Source organism: Curtobacterium sp. L6-1 (genome assembly GCF_018885305.1).
GTDB lineage: Bacteria > Actinomycetota > Actinomycetes > Actinomycetales > Microbacteriaceae > Curtobacterium > Curtobacterium aetherium.
The window spans coordinates 892,643-910,728 of record NZ_CP076544.1; the positions used below are offsets into that span (position 1 = coordinate 892,643).

Sequence of the window (18,086 nt, forward strand, 5' to 3'; positions counted from 1 at the left end):
GCGCTACTCGGGCCGGCCGTAGGTCTCGAGGAGACGCAGCCAGATCTCGTTCATCGTGGGGTAGGCGGGGACGGCGTGCCAGAGCCGGTCGACCGGGACCTCGCCGACGACGGCGACGGTCGCGGCGTGCAGCATCTCGGCCACGTCCTGCCCGACGAAGGTCACCCCGACGACGACCCCGCGGGACTCGTCGACGACCATCTTCGCCCGCCCGCTGTAGCCGTCGGCCTGCAGCGCGGAACCCGCGACGCTGCCGAGGTCGTACTCGACTGCCCGCACGTCGATGCCCTGCTGACGGGCCTGCTCCTCGGTGAGGCCGACGCTTGCGACCTCGGGGTCCGTGAAGGTGACCTGGGGGACCGACGCGTGGTCGGCGGTCGCGACGTGCGCACCCCACGGCTCGGCGTGCACGGGGGTGCCCTGCAGGCGTGCCGCGATGGCCTCGCCGGCGGCACGGGCCTGGTACTTGCCCTGGTGGGTGAGGAGGGCGCGGTGGTTGACGTCGCCGACGGCGTAGAGCCAGTCGGTTCCGGTCACGAGCATGGTGTCGTCGACGTCCAGCCACTCGCCGGGGGTCAGCCCGACGGTCTCGAGTCCGAGGTTGCCGGTGCCCGGGGCGCGACCGGTCGCCGCGAGGACCTCGCTCGTGACCAGGGTGGTGCCGTCGTCGAGGGTGGTCGTGACGAGACCGTGCTCGTCGCGGTCGACGCGGGTCGGGTTGACACCGGTGCGGACGTCGATGCCCATCTCGCGCATGGCGTCGGCGACGAGCTCGCCGGCGAAGGGCTCCATGCCGCCGAGCAGCCCGTGCCGGGCGACGAGGGTGACCTTCGCGCCGAGCGAGGCCCAGGCCGTGGCGAGCTCCGAGCCCGCGACACCGCCGCCGATGACGAGCAGGCTCTCCGGGACCTCCTGCGCACTGGTGCCCTCACGCGTACCCCAGGGCTTCGCGTCCTCGAGACCGGGCACGGGCGGCAGGGTGTGCAGCGAACCCGTGGCGACGGCGACGGCCTTCGCGGTGTGGGTGGTGCCGTCCACCTCGAGGGTCTTCGGACCGGTGAACGTCGCGTAGCCGCGGATCAGCGCGATGTCGGACGACTCGAGCCAGGACACCTGCGACGCGTCGTCCCAGTTGCTCGTGAAGGAGTTGCGGCGGGCGAGCACGGCCGCGGCGTCGACGTCGCCGGTGACGGCCTGGGCGGCACCGCCGAGACGCTTGGCCGCGGCGACGGCGTGGCCGCTGCGCAGGAGTGCCTTGGACGGCATGCACGCCCAGTAGGAGCACTCACCGCCCACCAGTTCCGCCTCGACCACGGCGACCGACAGGCCGCGCTTGTGGGCGTAGTCCGCCACGTTCTCGCCGACTGCGCCGGCGCCGATCACGATGAGGTCGTAGTCCGTCATGGGGCCGAGCGTAGCCTCCTGCGGGCTGGCTCCGGCCGTGAGCGGTGCGCTGTGTGGAGGACGCTCTCCGGATGCCTCCCTGTGCAGGGGAGTGCGGGTTGGGTCAGGAGGCGCGGGCCGCCGTGGAGAGTGCGCCGACGATGCGCAGGATGACCCCGAGGTCGTCGACCGCACGGTCCGGGTCGACCGGGGCGAACCCCGTCAGGGCGGCACCGACGAGCTGCCGGCCGGCCGTCGCGGCCTGCACCAGGGCGACGAGCGCCGCGCCGTCGAGCCCGAAGGGGACGGGTTCGAGCAGACCGTCGACCTCGCTCGGGTCGAGGACGTCGAGGTCGACGTGGACGAACACCCGCGTGGCACCGGTGGCCGCGACCGCTGCGCCGAGCCGGTCCGGTGTGGCCGCGTCGACGTCGAGGTGCGTGATCCCGGCGCGCTCGAGGGCGGCTGCCTCGGCACCTTCGGTCCCTCGGGTGCCGGCGACGACGACGGAGGTGGCGGGCACCACGGGGAGGTCCGGGAACAGGTCCGCCGGACGGTCGACCAGGAGGCGCAGCGCAGCCGTCTCGGCGGCCACCGGTTGTGCGCGGTTCAGTGCGCGGTACCCGCTCGACCCGGACAGCCGGACCACCGCCGTGTCGCCGCCGACCAGCACGGCGGCGCCGAGCACGCTCGACCCGTCACCGCCGATGACGAGCACCGGCTCGGAGGCGACCGCGGCCTCCTGCGCGACGGCGCCGGAGACGGTGAGCACCGAGGTGTACCGAGCGACCGCGGTGTCCAACCGGTCGCCGGCCCCGGGCGGGACGTCGACGGTCGTCGTCGCCGTGCGGGGGAGGTCCGCCGCCACGGCCGTCGCTCCGTCCGCCAGCCGCATCGCACGCGACGACGCCGAACCCTGCCACTGACCGACCACGAGGAATCGCATCCTGTCAGTCTGGCAGCCGGGTCCGACGCCGTCCGGTGTGCTCGGTGCTCGCAGCGTGGCTACGCCGTGGTCGGACCGCCGGACTTCAGTGCCGCGAGCCGCGCCTCGACCTCGGCGTCGCGGCCGACGTCCTCGAGGCTCTCGAACTGGGCGTCCAGGCTCGACGCCTGCAGTTCCTGCTGGCCGATCACCTTCGCCTCCTCGCGGCGGACCTTCTCCTCGAAGCGCGCCAGGTCGCTCGTCGGGTCGGTGATGTCGATCGTGCCGATGGCGTCGTTCACCTTCGACTGCGCCTCGGCGGTCTTCGCCCGGGCGACGAGGCTGTTGCGCTTGGCGCGCAGCTCCTCGAGCTTCTGCTCCATGCCGGCGAGCCCCTGCTTGAGCTTCTCGACCTGCTCGTTCTGCGTGGCGAGCGGTGCAGCGTTGTCCTTGACCTCCTGCTCGGCGGCGATCTGCTTGCCGATGGCGATCTTGGCGAGGTTGTCGAACTTGTCGGCCTCGGCGGTCTTGCCCTCGGCGCGGTACTTGTCGGCGGCGGACGAGGCGTTGCCCGCCTTCTGGCCCCACTCCTGCGCGGCGCGGACGTCCTCCTCGTTGTCCTGCTCGAGCAGGCGGAGGTTGCCGATCGTCTGGGCGATGGCGCTCTTCGCGTCGGCGATGTTGTTCGAGTAGTCGCGGACGAGCTGGTCGAGCATCAGCTGCGGGTCCTCGGCGTCGTCGATGATCTGGTTGATGTTCGCCCGGACGAGCGAGGAGATCCGGCCGAAGATGGTCTGCTTTGCCATTGCTGTTTCCCTTTCGTGGATGGACTGCTGGGGTCGAACCGGGTGGGTCAGAAGCGGCCGCCGCCGGAGAAGCCGCCGCCCCCGCCGCCGCCACCTCCGCCGCCGAAGCCGCCGCCCCCACCGAAACCGCCCCCACCGCCGAAGCCCCCACCGCCGAAGCTGCCGCCGCCGTAGCTCCCGCCACGGCCGCCGAGCAGGCCGCCGAGGACGATGCCGGTCACGAGGCCGCCGAGCTGCGGGCCGCCACGGCCGCCGCCCGTGCCGCCCAGGCCGCCGCCGGGCCAGCCGGACGTGTCGTCGTTCGCCGCGTCGATGGCGGCTGCCGCGTACTGCTCGGCAGCGCGCGCCGCCTGCAGCGCGCGCATGGGATCGGAGGTGGCGAGGTCGAGGGCGTCGTCGAGGGCACGTTCGGCCTCGGAGAGTCGGGTGCGGGCGGTCGGGCCGACGGCCCCGCGGTGCACCGTGACGTACTCGCGTGCCTGCCCGATGCGGCTCCGGGCGTCGCGCAGTGCGGCGTCCAGCGCCCGGGTCGCGCGCTGCAGCTGCTCCTCGGCGGTGCGGGCGGTGGCGAGTGCGGCGTCGATGTCGGTGTTCGCCCTGGTGAGGGCGTCGACCGCACCGACGGGGTCACGCGGGTCGACGTCCGAGCGCAGGACGCGCTGCGCGCGGGCGACGGCGCCGGCGAGGTCCGGCCCACCACGCTGCAGCGCACCGGCGGACGCGATGTCGCCCTCGATGTCGGCTCGCATGGCCTCGGCCCGGTCGGCCGCCTCGGTGAAGGTGCGCTCGGCCGCGGTCACCGCACCGGTCAGCTGCTGGACCTGTGCGAGGGCGTGCTGCCCGTCGCGGACGGCGACGACGGCCTCGCCGCGCGCGCCGGCGGCCAGCGCGGCACGCGCGGCGGCAGCGCGGCCGTCCGCGTACTCGAGCACCTGCTCCGCCTGGTCGACGTTGTCGGTGACCGTCGCGAGTGTCCGACCCGTGTAGGAACCGCGGACCCGGTCGAGCGCGGCACGAGCGTCGGCCAGCGCCGCGGGGGCTGCGGCGAGTGCGGTCGTCAGCTCGGCGGAGGCGGTGTCGACGCCCTGCTCCAGCGACCGCAGCTGGTCGAACGCCTCGGTCTGGGACTCGATCGCCGCGTGGGCCTGCTCGCACACGGAGATGATCTGGTGCGCCCAGTCGCTGCGCTGCTGCGGTGTGTCCGGCACCTCGTCGTCGAGCTGCTGCTGCAGGGCGAACGCCTTCCGCACCTCGCGCTTGGCGACGGCGACGGTCTCGGCGAAGGGCTCCGCGGCGTCGTCGCCGAACTGGGCGGCAGCGAAGCCGACCTCCTGCTCGGCGGTCCGGAGCTCGTCGTCGATGGTGACGAGGGCCCCGCCGGCGCGGCGCTCGAGGTCGGCGAGCGACGCCTCCTGCTCGCGGCGGGCCGCGGCGGCGCGACGTCGGTTGCGTGCTCGGATGACGAGCACGGCCACGACGGCGGTCAGCACGGCGACACCGAGCAGGACCCACAGCCAGGTGAGGTCGGCGGGCTGCTGGCTCTGCTGCAGGCCACCCGCGAAGGCGGTCGCCGCGGCGGCCCACTCGCCCTGCTTGAGCCGCGGGAGCAGGTCGCTGTCGACCGCGTCCTCGACGTCCCGCGACGTGATGGCCGTCTCGTTCGTCTGCTGGACGTCGTAGTTCCGTTCGGCGACCGCGACCGACAGCAGGATGCCGTCCGTCTCGATCTGGTTCCGCTCCATGGTCGCGGTACCCCACGCGGTGTGGTCGGCGGGGTCGGTGAACGAGGGCACGAACACGACGTAGAGCTGGGTCTGTGTCTCCTGGTAGAGCTCCTGCACGGCCCGCTCGACGTCGGCCTGCTGGGCGTCGGTGAGCGCGTCGGCGTCGTCGAGCACGTAGGCGCTGCCGAGGTCGACCGGTGCGGTGGCCTGCGCCGCGGAGACCGGGGCGAGGACGAGGAGCGCCGACACCGCGGCCGCCGCCAGGGCAGCACCGACCCGTGTCGTCCACCGGGTCCCGTCGGTCGCCGTCGTCCGCCCCCTCGACCCGGCGTCCGTCCTGATCCCGACCGCGCGCATCCGTCCTCCGTCCGTGGCCGCGTCCGTCGTCCGTGGCCGTCGCCCGGAGTCTATCCAGGGGCCTCCTGGGCGACCCGGGCCTGTGGACAGTGACGTTGGCGGTGCCGGAGTTGTACCCCGCCGCGGTGGACCGGAAGGCGCAGATTGCGCACATCGGTCACGAGGTGTCCCCCGAAACGGGGTAGGGTCGGGGAACGCCTACGAGGAAGGGGAGCAGCAATGGAGCGAGCGACCACCGCAGAAGTCGTCCCACTGGAGGACGGGTACCACCGCGTGTCCACGCCGCTGAGCGGCGTGATCGGGTTCGTGCGTGAGAGCGACGGCCGGTACGAGGTCCTCCGGGGCCGCGTCCGTCAGGCCACCCGGTCCGAGGGCAAGTACGCCACCATGAACGTCGCGCTCATCGCGCTGACCCACGCCTGACCGCAGGTCCATCACCCACCCACCCGCCGTAGGCTGCGCGGGTGGGTGATCCGTGCCTCCAGGCCGTCTCGGTCCGCGTCATGCGGCCCGGCGCGTCCCGCGACGCCGACCGGGAGGCCCTCCGCGCGTTCGTCGCCGAGGTCACCGACACGGACCCCGCGCTGGTGCGCGTCGTCCGTCGCTGCCCGCACTGCGGGGCGGCCGACCACGGCCGACCGTCGGCGCTCGTCGCCGACCGGCAGGTCCCGGTCAGCCTCGCCCGGACTTCCGGTGCGGTCGTCCTCGCCGTCGGACCGGGACCACTCGGCGTCGACGTCGAACGGCCGTCGCGGGTGACCGCCGCCGCACTCGACGTCTTCACGCCCGGCGAACGCGCCCGCGCCGCGGCCGAGGTGCTCCCTGCCGCGGGCGACGCACACCGCACGGCGTGCTGGGCGGTCAAGGAGTCGGTGCTCAAGCGGGACGGCCGTGGGCTCCGGGTCGACCCCGTGCTGGTGGAGGCGGTCCTCGGCCCGCTCCGGAACGGCGGCGACGGCGACGGCCACCGCGACGGCGACAGCGACGGCGGCGACGACCGCGACCACGATGGCGACCACGACCACGCACGGTTCGCCGGTGACGAACAGCCCGTCACCGTCCTGCTGCTCGACGACGACCTCGTGCTCGCGGTGGCCGCCGGCGGTGTCCCCGTGCACGTGCAGGACGTCCGTGGTCCCGCCGCCGCGCGGGTCCGTCCGCAGCAGCGCTAGGGCAGTTCCGGGACGCCCGGTTCGTCGATCCAGGGCCCGAGCAGGAGCAGCACGGCGTCCGGTCCGGTGCCCGCGGCCTCGGCGAAGGACGCGACGACGTCGGGGGAGCTGACGGTGCCGTGCCGGTACCGCGTCGTGACGATCCGCAGTCCCGCCGTGAACGCCGCGTCGCCGATCGTCCGGCGGAGGGCGTGCAGGGCGAGGGCGCCGCGCTTGTAGACCCGGTCGTCGAACATGTCCCGCGCGCCGGGATCGGCGACGACGAGGTCCTGCGGTTGCTGCAGCAGGCCCGACCGGTACGAGCGGGCGAGGTCGTCGGCGGTCGGCCCGCCGCGGTGCTCGGACCAGAGCCACTCGGCGTAGCAGGCGAAGCCCTCGTGCAGCCAGATGTCCCGCCACCGGCCGAGGGTCACGGAGTTGCCGAACCACTGGTGCGCGAGCTCGTGGGCGATGAGCCGGTCGGTGCCGTGCGCGCCGTCGACGTGGTTCCGTCCGAAGACGGCGAGCCCGTGCGCCTCGAGCGGGATCTCCAGCTCGTCGTCGGTCACCACGACGCCGTACTCGGCGAACGGGTACGGGCCGAACCGGTCGGCGAACAGGGCGATCATCTCCGGGACCTGCCCGAAGTCGGTCTTCGCCGCTGCGGTGAGGTCGGCCGGGTGGTGCAGCGTGACGGGGACGTCCCCGCCGCGGAGCTTCGTCGTCCGGTAGCGGCCGATCTGCACCGTGGCCAGGTAGGTCGCCATCGGTTCGGTGACGGCGAAGGTCCAGCGGGTCCCGCGGGCGGTGCGGTCGCGCCCGAGGAGCTCGCCGTTCGCGACGACCTCGTACCCGGCCTCGCAGGTGAGCTCGATCCGGTACGTGGCCTTGTCGTCGGGGCGGTCGTTGCAGGGGAACCAGGACGGCGCACCGACCGGCTGGCTGGCGACGATGACGCCGTCGGTCAGTTCCTCCCAGCCGAGCGTGCCCCAGGGGCTCCGGAGCGGTCGCGGGGTGCCGCGGTAGCGGACGTGCACGGCGAAGTCGGCGCCCGCGGGGATCGGGGCGGCCGGCGTGACGGTGGTCTTGTGGGTGCCGACCGAGACCTTCTTCGCGCGGACGCCGTCGACGTCGACCCGGTCGACGGAGAGCCCGTGCAGGTCGAGGACGACCTTGTCGAGCGCTTCGACGGCCGTCGCGCTGATCGTGGCGGTCGCGTCGAGCCGGTTCGTGGCGACCCGGTAGTCCAGGTGCAGGTCGTGGTGGCGGCTCGTCCAGCGCCGGTCGCCGCTGTGCGGGGTGTACGGGTCGGCGGCGGGGTCGGTCTGCTTCACGGTGCCGGTCAGTCTGCCACGGCGCCGACGGGGCTCGGGGTCTCCGCGCGCTTCCCGTCCACCGGGTCCGGGGTGGTCCGCCACGGCGGGTGCTCCCACGGGCCGATGGGGTTGCCGGCCCACAGCGTCCCGCCGGGCACCTGCTCGCCGCGCATCACGAGGGACGCCGGGCCGACGGTCGCGCCGGGGCCGATGCCGGCGGCGGGCAGCACCACGCCGTGCGGACCGAGCGTCGCGCCGGCGTCCAGCGTGACCGTGTCGAGCTGCATCACGCGGTCGTGGAACAGGTGGGTCTGCACGACGGTGCCGCGGGCGATCGTCGCGCCGTCGCCGATGGTGACGAGGTCGGCCTCGGGCAGCCAGTACGTCTCACACCAGACCCCGCGGCCGATCGTCGCCCCGAGGCTCCGGAGCCAGGCGGCGAGTGCCGGCGTGCCGATGGCCTGCTCGGCGAACCACGGCCGTGCGACGGTCTCCACGAAGGTGTCCTGCACCTCGTTGCGCCAGACGAACGACGACCACAGCGGGTGCTCGGTGGCGGTGATCCGGCCGACGAAGCCCCACTTCGCGAGCGTCGACACCGCGGCGGCCACGGCTCCGGCGACGATGAGCACCGGGCCGGCGAGCAGGACCGTCCAGCCGATGCCGACGGTGTCCCAGAGCGCGAGGAAGGTCACGGCGACGCCGAGCCCGATCGCCGCGGACACCATCGGTGCCACGAGCCGCAGCAGCTCCCACGCACCGCGGGCGACCTTGAGGCGGCGCGGCGGACGGAAGGTGCGCTCCTCGTCGAACTGCGTGGCGGCGCGGCGGAGCCGGACCGGGGGACTGCCGAGCCACGAGGAGCCGCGCTTGGCCTTCTTCGGCACGGCGGACAGCACCGCGACGAGGGCCTCGCGGGGGACCGAGCGCCCGGCGCCGGTCATGCCGGAGTTGCCGAGGAACGCCCGCCGACCGACCTTCGAGCGACCGATCTTCACGCGGCCGCCGCCGAGCTCGTAGGTGGCGACCATCGTGTCGTCGGCGAGGAACGCGCCGGACGCGATCTGCGTCAGCGCGGGGATCAGCAGGACGGTGGAGATCTCGGTGTCCCGCCCGACCTTCGCGCCGAGCAGCCGGAGCCACAGCGGCGTCACGAGGCTCGCGTACAGCGGGAACAGCAGCGTGCGGGCGGCGTCGAGGATCCGTTCGGTGCTCCACGCCTGCCAGCCGGTCCGGGAGCGCACCGGGTGCCGACCCTCGGTGAGCCCGAGGCCGAGCAGGCGGACGGCGGCGACCACGAGGGCGGCGTAGACCAGCCCGGCGACGACCGTGGTGAGGGGGACGGCGAGCAGGGCGGGTCCGACGGCGGCGCCGAGGGACGCGGGACGGCCGACCACGGCGGCGGCGACCGCGAGCCCGGCCGCGACGCCGACGACGGGCAGCCCGGCGACCGCGACCGAGCCGGCCCCGTACGCGAGCAGCCAGCGCTTCGGGGAGGCGGGGCGCGCCTCCCGGCCGTGGCGTGCGGACCCGACGCGTTCGGCGGGGGAGCCCGCCCACCGTTCCCCGGCGGGGACGGCTCCCGCGACGGCGGAGCCGGCCTCGACCTCGGCACCGTCGCCGACCCGCGCACCGGGCATGAGGGTGGAGCGGCTGTGCACGACCGCGTCGGCGCCGACGTGCACCGGGCCGAGCCGGAAGACGTCGCCGTCGACCCAGTGCCCGGCGAGGTCCACCTCGGGTTCGATCGAGGCGCGCTTGCCGACGGTGAGCATGCCGGTGACCGGCGGCAGCGTGTGCAGGTCGACGTCGCGGCCGATCGTCGCCCCGAGGGCCCGGGCGTAGTAGCTGATCCAGGGCGCCCCGGCGGTCGAGGGTCCGTCGACGGCCTCCGCGATGCGCTCGGCGAGCCAGACCCGCACGTGCACGGAGCCGCCGCGCGGGTGGTCCCCGGGGCGGACGCCGGCGAGCAGGAGCCGGGCGGCGACGACCGTGATCGTCATCTTCCCCGCCGGGGTGACGAAGAGCAGGAGGGCGAGCACGAGGACCGGCCAGGGCAGCACCGGCAGGAACGGCATCGTGGTGGCGTGCAGGACCGCGGCGACCAGGGCCGTCCAGCTGAGCAGCCGGAGCCCGCGGAGCACCTGGAGCGGCAGGCCGAGCAGCGTCAGGAGCAGCCCGGTCCGCGGCGGCACCGGTGCCACGTCGCGGGAGGCTGCGGCGACCGGCCCGGACTCGTCGAGCGCTGCCGCGAGCGCGCCGATGCGGGGGTGGTCGTAGACGTCGGCGACGGTCGTGGTCGGGTAGCGCTCGCGGATCGCCGACACGAGCTGTGCGGCCGTCAGGGAGCCGCCGCCGTGCGCGAAGAAGTCGTCGTCGACGTCGGCGACCGGCACACCGAGGATCGCGGACCAGCGTTCCGCGATCCACGCGACGGTGGGCGGCAGGTCGGCGCCGACGGCACCCTCGAGCGGCCAGGGCAGGGCGGCGCGGTCGACCTTGCCGGACGTCCGGGTCGGCAGGTGGTCGACGACGGCCAGGAGCGGCACGAGCGCGGCGGGCAGTTCACGGCGGAGGCGGTCGTTCGCGGCGGCGGTGTCGATGGTCGCGCCGGCGACGGGCGCGACGTAGCCGACGAGGACCTGGTTGCCGGCGGGGGTGCGCTGCACGACCGCGGCCCCGCCGGCGACGTCGTCGAGGGCCTGGAGCGCGGCGTCGATCTCGCCGAGCTCGATGCGGCGGCCGCCGAGCTTCACCTGGTCGTCGGCACGTCCCTGGAACACGAGGCCCTCGGGGTCGTAACGGACGAGGTCGCCGCTCCGGTAGGCCCGGTCCCAGCCGAGCTCGGGGAACGGCGCGTACTTCTCGGCGTCCTTGGCGGGGTCGAGGTAGCGGCCGAGCCCGACGCCGCCGATGACGAGTTCGCCGACCTGCCCGGGGGCGACACGCTGCCCCTCGGCGTCGACGACCGCGAGGTCCCAGCCGTCGAGCGGCAGGCCGATCCGGACGGGGCTGCTGCCGTCGAGCAGGGCTCCGCAGGCGACGACGGTGGCCTCGGTCGGGCCGTAGGTGTTCCACACCTCGCGGTCGCGGGAGGCGATGCGGGCGGCGAGTTCGGGCGGGCAGGCCTCGCCGCCGAAGATGACCAGGCGGACGGACTCGAGCGCGTCGTCGGGCCAGAGCGCGGCGAGGGTGGGGACGGTGGACACGACGGTGATGCCGTGCGCGATGAGCCACGGGCCGAGGTCGACGCCGCTCTTCACCAGCGAGCGCGGGGCGGGCACGAGGCAGGCGCCGTGGCCCCAGGCGAGCCACATCTCCTCGCAGGAGGCGTCGAACGCGACGCTGAGGCCGGCGAGCACCCGGTCGCCGGGGCCGAGCGGCGCGCCCTGCAGGAACATCCGTGCCTCGGCGTCGACGAAGGCCGCGGCGGAGCGGTGGGTGACGGCGACGCCCTTGGGGACCCCGGTCGAGCCGGAGGTGAAGATGATCCACGCGTCGTCGTCGGTCGTCGGTGCCTCGGCGCGCGCGGCGGGGTCGACGACGGGCAGCGTGGTGCCGTCGCGGTCGGCGAGGACCCCGCCGGCGCCGATCACGCCGACGACCCCCGCTTCGCCGAAGACGAGGGTGGCGCGTTCCTCGGGGTCGTCGGCGTCGACGGGGACGTAGGCGGCTCCCGCGGCGAGGACGGCGAGGATCGACACGGACAGGTCGCGGCCGCCCGAGGGGACGCGGACGCCGACCCGGTCACCGCGGCGGACGCCGTGCCGGGCGAGGTCGTGGGCGCGTCCGTGCACGAGGTCGAGGAGGGCGCGGTAGTCGAGCGGTCCCTCGGGGGTCTCGAGCGCGAGGGCGTCGGGGTGCGCCTCAGCGGTGGCGGTGAGCACGTCGAGCAGGGTCCGGGCCGGTGCGGCCAGGGCACCGCGGTCGAGTTCCTGCTGCGTGGGGTTCGTCACGCCGCGTGATCCTAGGGCCCCCAGGTGTCGCCCCCGGGAACACGCCCCCGCAGCGAAGCCGCACCCACGACCAGAACGACCTCGAGAACGCACCCACGGAGAGAACCGATCTCGATGAAGCGACCACGGGGGAAGGTCGCCGCAGGCGATGTCGCGCGCTGCCGACCGAGCGCAGCGAGGACGTCAGCTTGCGCGGGGGATGTTCCGCAGCTTGCGTGGGGGATGTTCCGCAGCTTGCGCGGAGATGCAACAGTGCCCCCAGGAGGATTCGAACCTCCGCCCCTGCCTCCGGAGGGCAGTGCTCTATCCCCTGAGCTATGGGGGCCCGGGGTGTCACCAACCGTAGCAGGTCCGGACCGGCTTCCTGTACGTCGCGTCGCTGCCCCGGGCGTGCCGTGGCGGACGGGAGGCGCGTGGCCTGCCCGGTGCGCGCCTCCCGTCCGCCACGGCGGCGCGGTCAGGGCGTCGGTGACGTGCTGGGGGCGACGGCGGGGGCGGTCGCGTCGGGCGCGACGGTCTGTCGGACGGCGTCGACGACGGGCTGCGCGGTGCCCGGCTCGGTGAAGAGCGAGGAGTCGGTGTGGATCCAGTAGGGACCGGCGAAGGCGTCGGCGCGGCCGGAGCCGTCGTGCAGCGAGAAGTACCCCTCGACGGTGTAGGTCGGGACGGAGCCGCCCTGTTCGAAGAGGGCGTCGGCGAGCCGCGTGAGCGTCTTCTCAGGCAGGTGCGCGACGGCGACGGTGACGGTGGTGTCCTCGTCGGTCGTGGAGCGCCAGGTGCAGACGCGGCCGTCCTGGGCGGCGATCTGCGCAGCGGGGGAGCCCTTCTCCGGGGTGGGGGTGCGGACCCGTTCGAAGTCCTGTCCGTACACGCTGAAGGTCGTCGTCGGCACGAGCTCGTCGCAGTCCTGCGCGACCCGCTGCCCGACGCCGCCGGTGCTCGGCGAGGCCGAGGGGGTGCCGCCACCGCCGCCGGAACAGGCGGCGAGCACGAGCGCCGTCGGGACGACGAGAGCGGCCAGGCAGGTCGCCCGGAGGCTGCGGGAGGTCATGACGGACCATGATGCTGCATCGCCCGCGGCGCGGTCCGGGCGGCGGCTGGGTGTCCCGGTAGACTCGACCGCCGTGACTCCTGTCGAACTCTCCGCTGCCTACCTGTCGATCCTCACGGGCATCGTCGAGCGCCGAGGCGCTGCCGACACGGTGACGGTCCAGGAGTCGCACGCGGCCCTCGAACGCCCGAAGAACCGGGCACACGGGGACTGGGCGTCGAACGCGGCCATGCAGCTCGCGAAGCGGCTCGGCACGAACCCGCGCGAGCTGGCGACCGAGATCGCCGGCGAGCTGACCGAGCTCGACGGCGTCGCCTCGGTCGACGTGGCCGGGCCCGGGTTCATCAACATCACGCTCGAGGCCGCTGCGGCGGGCGAGGTCGCCCGCACCGTGGTCGAGCAGGGGACGGCCTACGGGCACGGCGACCTGTACGACGGGGTCCGCATCGACCTCGAGTTCGTGTCGGCGAACCCGACCGGGCCGATCCACATGGGCGGTGTCCGCTGGGCCGCGGTGGGCGACAGCCTGGCCCGCGTGTTCCAGGCGCAGGGCGCGCTCGTGACGCGTGAGTACTACTTCAACGACCACGGCAGCCAGATCGACCGCTTCGCTCGCTCGCTCGTCGCTTCGGCGCTGGGTGAGCCCACGCCGGAGGACGGCTACGGCGGCGCCTACATCGGCGAGATCGCCGCCCGCGTCATCGCGACGTACGACGGCGACGTCGCCGACCTGCCGCGGGACGAGGCCCAGGAGCTGTTCCGGCGCGAGGGCGTCGAGTTCATGTTCGCCGACATCAAGCACTCGCTGCACGAGTTCGGCGTCGACTTCGACGTGTACTTCCACGAGAACGAGCTGCACGAGTCGAAGGCGGTCGAGCGCGCGATCGAGCGGCTCCGCGAGAACGGCCACATGTACGAGGCCGAGGGTGCGCAGTGGCTCCGGACGACCGACTTCGGTGACGACCGCGACCGCGTCGTGATCAAGTCCGACGGTGAGCCCGCGTACATCGCCGGCGACCTGGCGTACTACCTCGACAAGCGCGAGCGCGGCTTCGAGCGGAACCTCATCATGCTCGGCGCGGACCACCACGGCTACGTCGGCCGCATGATGGCGATGTGCGCCGCGTTCGGCGACGAGCCGGGCAAGAACCTCGAGATCCTCATCGGGCAGATGGTCAACCTGCTCAAGGATGGCGAGCCGATGCGGATGTCGAAGCGCAACGGCACGATCGTCACGATGGAGGACCTGGTCGACGCGGTCGGTGTGGACGCGGGGCGGTACTCGCTCGTGCGCTTCGCCAGCGACACCGCGATCGACATCGACCTCGACCTGCTCGTCAAGCGGACGAACGACAACCCGGTCTTCACCGTGCAGTACGCCCACGCCCGCACGCAGTCGGTCGCGCGCAACGCCGCGGCCGCCGGTGTCGACCGGTCGGTGTTCGACGCGTCCCTGCTCACGCACGAGACCGAGAGCGCCCTGCTCGGCGCCCTCGCCGAGTACCCGCGGGTGCTGCGTCAGGCGGCCGAGCTCCGCGAGCCGCACCGCATCGCGCGCTTCATCGAGCAGCTCGCCGGGCTGTACCACCGCTGGTACGACTCCTGCCGGGTCACGCCGCTCGGCGACGAGCCGGTGACCGACCTGCACCGCACCCGCCTCTGGGTGAACGACGCCACCGGGCAGGTCGTCCGCAACGGCCTGGGCCTGCTCGGCGTCAGCGCACCCGACCGGATGTGACGGTGTCGTCCGCACCCACCACCGGCCGCCCCCGGAAGCGTCGCGGTCGCAGGTTCGCGATCGTCCTGGTCGTCGTGCTGCTCGTCGTCGCCGCGCTCGTCGTGGTGGCCGAGTTCGTCCTGCGCGGCGTCGTCGACCGCACGGTCGCCGAGCAGGTCGAGCAGTCGCTGCCGGAGGGCACGACCGGGCAGGTGGACGCCCACGTCGACGGCGTCGTCATCCCGCAGCTCGTGCGGGGCACGCTCGACCGGGTCGACATCACCTCGGACCGGCTCACGGTGGACGGCATCCCGCTGGCGGCGGACGTGACCGCGCACGACGTCCCGGTGGACGGCGCCGGCGACGTGCGGGACGTCGACGGCACCGTCCGGCTCGCGGCGGGCGCGGTCAAGGACCTGTCGAAGTACTCCCCGCTGTTCGAGCGGGTCCGCCTGATCGACGGCGGCGTCGAGCTGCGCGGCAGTGCCTCCGTCCTCGGCTTCCGCATCGGGTACGCCGCCGACGGCTCGGTCGCGGTCCAGCGGGACGGCCGCGGTGTCACGATCACGCCGGAGACGGTGCGCATCACGAACTCCTCGCTCGGTCTCAAGGTGGACGACATCCCGGGCGTCTCCGACGTGCCGGTGCCGGTGTGCACGGCTCAGTTCCTGCCGGAGCAGCTCCGCATCCGTTCGCTCGACCTCACGAAGTCGGCCGCGGCGGTCCGGATCACGGCCGACCGCCTGCCCCTCGACGAGGCGGGCCTGCGCACCACCGGTCGCTGCTGAGCGGTGCTCGTCCACCGGTCGCGTCACATGGCCGGGAGGCGCGTGGCCGCCGGATAGGATCGGGCCCGTGAGCGAGAACCCCCTTGCGCCGCCGCGGCTGCGGTTCCCGACGGACGCCTCCGACCTGGTGGGACGGATCTGGCCCGCGTCGGCGACGCGGACCGACGAGGGCACGTTGGCCGTCGGTGGTGTCGCCGCCGACGACCTGGTCGCCCGCTTCGGGTCGCCGCTCTACGTCGTCGACGAGCGTGACGTCCAGTCCCGTGCCGTCCGCGTGCGCACCGCCTTCACCGACGCCTTCGCGCGCATCGGGACCCGGGCGCACGTCTACTACGCGGCGAAGGCCTTCTGGACGACGCACGTCGCGCGCTGGATGGCCGACGCCGACCTCCGCCTCGACGTCTGCACGATGGGGGAGATGGCGGTCGCCCTGGCCGCGGGCGTCGACCCCGCGCTGATGGGCTTCCACGGCAACGACAAGTCCGACGCCGAGATCGAGCGCGCGGTGTCGATCGGCCTCGGCACGATCGTGCTCGACAGCCACGAGGAGATCGGTCGCGTGGCCCGGGCCGCCGCAGACGCCGGTGTGGTCCAGCGTGTCCGGATCCGGATCAACAGCGGGGTGCACGCCTCGACGCACGAGTTCCTGGCGACGGCGCGCGAGGACCAGAAGTTCGGCATCCCGCTGTCCGAGGCCGTGCGGGCCGCGACGGCCGTGCGCGCCGAACCGTCGCTCGCGTTCGTCGGGCTGCACTCGCACATCGGCTCGCAGATCTTCGACGACAGTGGGTTCCGCGAGGCCGCCCGTCGGCTCATGGACGTGCACGCCACGCTCGTCGCCGACGGCCCGGTGCCCGAGCTCAACCTCGGCGGCGGCTGGGGCATCGACTACACCGAGGCAGACTCCGCCCTCGCGCCCGAGGACGTCGCCGACGCCCTCGCCGCGATCATCGAGGACGAGTGCTCGTCCCGCGGCATCCCGGTGCCCGAGATCGCGGTGGAGCCCGGTCGGTACATCGTCGGCCCCGCGGGCGTCACGCTCTACCGTGTCGGCACGATCAAGCCCGTCACCGTCGAGACCGGCGCGGGCGGCACGGCGACGCGCACGTACGTGTCGGTCGACGGCGGCATGAGCGACAACGTCCGCCCGGCCCTGTACGGCGCCGACTACACCGCCCGGCTCGCCCGGACGTCGGACGCCGACCCGGTGCTCACCCGCGTCGTCGGGAAGCACTGCGAGAGCGGCGACGTCGTCGTCCACGACGAGTACCTGCCCGGCGACGTGCAGCGCGGGGACCTCCTAGCCGTCGCCGCGACGGGTGCCTACTGCTGGAGCCTGGCGAGCAACTACAACCACGTCGGCCGCCCGCCGGTCGTCGCGGTCGCCGACGGGGCAGCCCGTATCCTCGTGCGGGGCGAGACGGTCGACGACCTCCTCGCCCGCGACACCGGCGTCGCCCCGGTGCCCGACACCGGTGCCGACCGCTGACCACCCGACCCGGAGAGACCCCCACCAGATGATCGAATACCGCAACGTCCGCGTCGCGCTGCTCGGAGCCGGCTCGGTCGGCTCCCAGGTCGCCCGACTCCTGCTCGAGCACGGACCGGAACTCGCCACGCGTGCCGGCGCCGGTCTGGAGCTGGTCGGGATCGCCGTGCGCGACGTCGACGCACCGCGGGACGTCGACCTGCCGCGCGAGCTCTTCACGACGGACGCCGAGTCGTTGATCCTGGAGGCCGACATCGTCGTCGAGCTCATCGGTGGGATCGAGCCGGCACGAACCCTCGTGTTGCAGGCGCTGCAGTCCGGCGCGGACGTCGTCACGGGCAACAAGGCACTCCTCGCCACGCACGGCCCGGAGCTGTTCGGCGCTGCCGAGCAGGTCGGCGCACAGCTCTACTACGAGGCCGCCGTGGCCGGTGCGATCCCGATCATCCGGCCGCTGCACGACTCGCTCGCGGGGGACCGCATCGAGCGGATCATGGGCATCGTCAACGGCACCACGAACTTCATCCTCGACCTGATGGACCGCGAGGGCGCGACGTTCGCCGACGCGCTGGCGACGGCGACCGAGCTCGGGTACGCCGAGGCCGACCCGACCGCCGACGTCGAGGGGTACGACGCCGCGCAGAAGGCCGCCATCCTGGCCTCGCTCGCGTTCCACACCTCGGTCCCGCTGGCCGCCGTGCACCGCGAGGGCATCACGTCGGTGACCATCGAGCAGGTCCGTGCCGCGCGCAAGGCCGGCTACGTCGTGAAGATCCTCGCCACGTGCGAGCGCCTCACCGACGCCGAGGGCCGCGAGGGCGTCAGCGCCCGTGTCTACCCGGCGCTCGTCCCCGAGTCGCACCCCCTCGCGAGCGTGCACGGCGCGAAGAACGCCGTCTTCGTCGAGGCCGAGGCGGCCGGCGACCTCATGTTCTACGGAGCCGGTGCCGGCGGCGTCGAGACCGCGTCGGCCGTCCTCGGTGACCTGGTGTCCGCCGCCCGTCGGCACGTCATCGGCGGTCCCGGCGTGGCGGAGTCGACCCAGTCGGCGCTGCCGGTCTTCCCGATCGGCACGGTCCGCACCCGGTACCAGATCTCGTTGCACGTCTCGGACGCCCCGGGCGTGCTCTCGACGGTCGCCGGCGTCCTGGCGCACCACGGCGTCAGCGTCGAGACCGTCGAGCAGACCACCACGGGCGCCGCCGAGGGCACGGCCACGCTCGTGATCGGCACGCACCTCGCCCGCGAGGCCGACCTGGCCGACACCGTCGCCGCGCTCCGCGGCGAGGACGTCGTCCGTGACGTGACCAGCGTCCTGCGCGTCGTCGGCGTCTGACGCAAACCGCGCCTCCCGGCCGACCGCGCCACCGCACGACCGCACGCCCGCACGACCGACCAGCCAGCCCCACCCAGACCGATCCAC

The 18,086-nt window shown here is 73.9% G+C and carries 13 protein-coding genes and 1 tRNA gene; 6 read left to right on the top strand and 8 right to left on the bottom strand.

Going from position 1 to position 18,086, the window contains the following annotated elements:
- Positions 1-3: 3 nt before the first annotated feature.
- From KM842_RS04180 to KM842_RS04195, 4 genes are all read right to left on the bottom strand, one after another.
- Entirely contained in the window at positions 4-1,404 is a 1,401-nt protein-coding gene (locus tag KM842_RS04180; protein WP_216261228.1) for a dihydrolipoyl dehydrogenase family protein, read from the bottom strand.
- Positions 1,405-1,507: 103 nt separating this feature from the next.
- A complete protein-coding gene (locus KM842_RS04185; RefSeq protein WP_216261230.1) occupies positions 1,508-2,329 on the bottom strand; it encodes an arginase family protein in 822 nt (273 codons plus the stop codon).
- A gap of 59 nt (positions 2,330-2,388) precedes the next feature.
- Positions 2,389-3,114 carry a PspA/IM30 family protein gene (locus KM842_RS04190; protein ID WP_216261232.1) on the bottom strand — a complete coding sequence of 242 codons (726 nt, stop codon included), beginning with the start codon at positions 3,112-3,114 and terminating at the stop codon, positions 2,389-2,391.
- Between the two features lie 47 nt (positions 3,115-3,161).
- Positions 3,162-5,195: a TPM domain-containing protein gene (locus KM842_RS04195; protein ID WP_216261234.1), complete on the bottom strand. Its 2,034-nt coding sequence runs from the start codon at positions 5,193-5,195 to the stop codon at positions 3,162-3,164.
- A 219-nt stretch (positions 5,196-5,414) separates the two neighbouring features.
- Between KM842_RS04195 and KM842_RS04200 the strand changes: the two genes are divergently transcribed.
- Positions 5,415-5,618: a hypothetical protein gene (locus KM842_RS04200; RefSeq protein WP_111043803.1), complete on the top strand. Its 204-nt coding sequence runs from the start codon at positions 5,415-5,417 to the stop codon at positions 5,616-5,618.
- Between the two features lie 41 nt (positions 5,619-5,659).
- A complete protein-coding gene (locus tag KM842_RS04205) occupies positions 5,660-6,367 on the top strand; it encodes a 4'-phosphopantetheinyl transferase family protein (RefSeq protein WP_216261236.1) in 708 nt (235 codons plus the stop codon).
- On the opposite strand, the gene KM842_RS04210 is transcribed toward KM842_RS04205, so the two are convergent.
- The 4 genes from KM842_RS04210 to KM842_RS04225 form a co-directional block, all read right to left on the bottom strand.
- Positions 6,364-7,680, bottom strand: a complete 1,317-nt coding sequence (locus KM842_RS04210) for a M1 family metallopeptidase (RefSeq protein ID WP_253206246.1) — start codon at positions 7,678-7,680, stop codon at positions 6,364-6,366. The two genes, KM842_RS04205 and KM842_RS04210, sit on opposite strands and share 4 nt — an antisense overlap.
- Positions 7,681-7,688: 8 nt before the next feature.
- Positions 7,689-11,618 carry a Pls/PosA family non-ribosomal peptide synthetase gene (locus KM842_RS04215; protein WP_216261237.1) on the bottom strand — a complete coding sequence of 1,310 codons (3,930 nt, stop codon included), beginning with the start codon at positions 11,616-11,618 and terminating at the stop codon, positions 7,689-7,691.
- A 253-nt stretch (positions 11,619-11,871) separates the two neighbouring features.
- Positions 11,872-11,943, bottom strand: a tRNA-Arg gene (locus KM842_RS04220).
- A 132-nt stretch (positions 11,944-12,075) separates the two neighbouring features.
- Positions 12,076-12,669 carry a hypothetical protein gene (locus KM842_RS04225; RefSeq protein ID WP_216261239.1) on the bottom strand — a complete coding sequence of 198 codons (594 nt, stop codon included), beginning with the start codon at positions 12,667-12,669 and terminating at the stop codon, positions 12,076-12,078.
- Positions 12,670-12,742: 73 nt separating this feature from the next.
- Between KM842_RS04225 and argS the strand changes: the two genes are divergently transcribed.
- The 4 genes from argS to KM842_RS04245 all read left to right on the top strand — a co-directional run bounded on the left by argS (position 12,743) and on the right by KM842_RS04245 (position 17,999).
- The gene (gene argS, locus KM842_RS04230) at positions 12,743-14,407 is read left to right on the top strand and encodes an arginine--tRNA ligase (RefSeq protein WP_216261241.1); all 1,665 of its coding nucleotides are present in this window, start codon (positions 12,743-12,745) and stop codon (positions 14,405-14,407) included.
- A gap of 2 nt (positions 14,408-14,409) precedes the next feature.
- On the top strand, positions 14,410-15,174 hold the full coding sequence (locus KM842_RS04235; protein WP_216261243.1) for an LmeA family phospholipid-binding protein: 765 nt from the start codon (positions 14,410-14,412) through the stop codon (positions 15,172-15,174).
- 67 nt (positions 15,175-15,241) lie between these two features.
- Positions 15,242-16,663 carry a diaminopimelate decarboxylase gene (gene lysA / locus KM842_RS04240; RefSeq protein WP_216261245.1) on the top strand — a complete coding sequence of 474 codons (1,422 nt, stop codon included), beginning with the start codon at positions 15,242-15,244 and terminating at the stop codon, positions 16,661-16,663.
- Between the two features lie 28 nt (positions 16,664-16,691).
- The gene (locus KM842_RS04245; protein ID WP_216261247.1) at positions 16,692-17,999 is read left to right on the top strand and encodes a homoserine dehydrogenase; all 1,308 of its coding nucleotides are present in this window, start codon (positions 16,692-16,694) and stop codon (positions 17,997-17,999) included.
- The last annotated feature ends 87 nt before the right edge of the window (positions 18,000-18,086 follow it).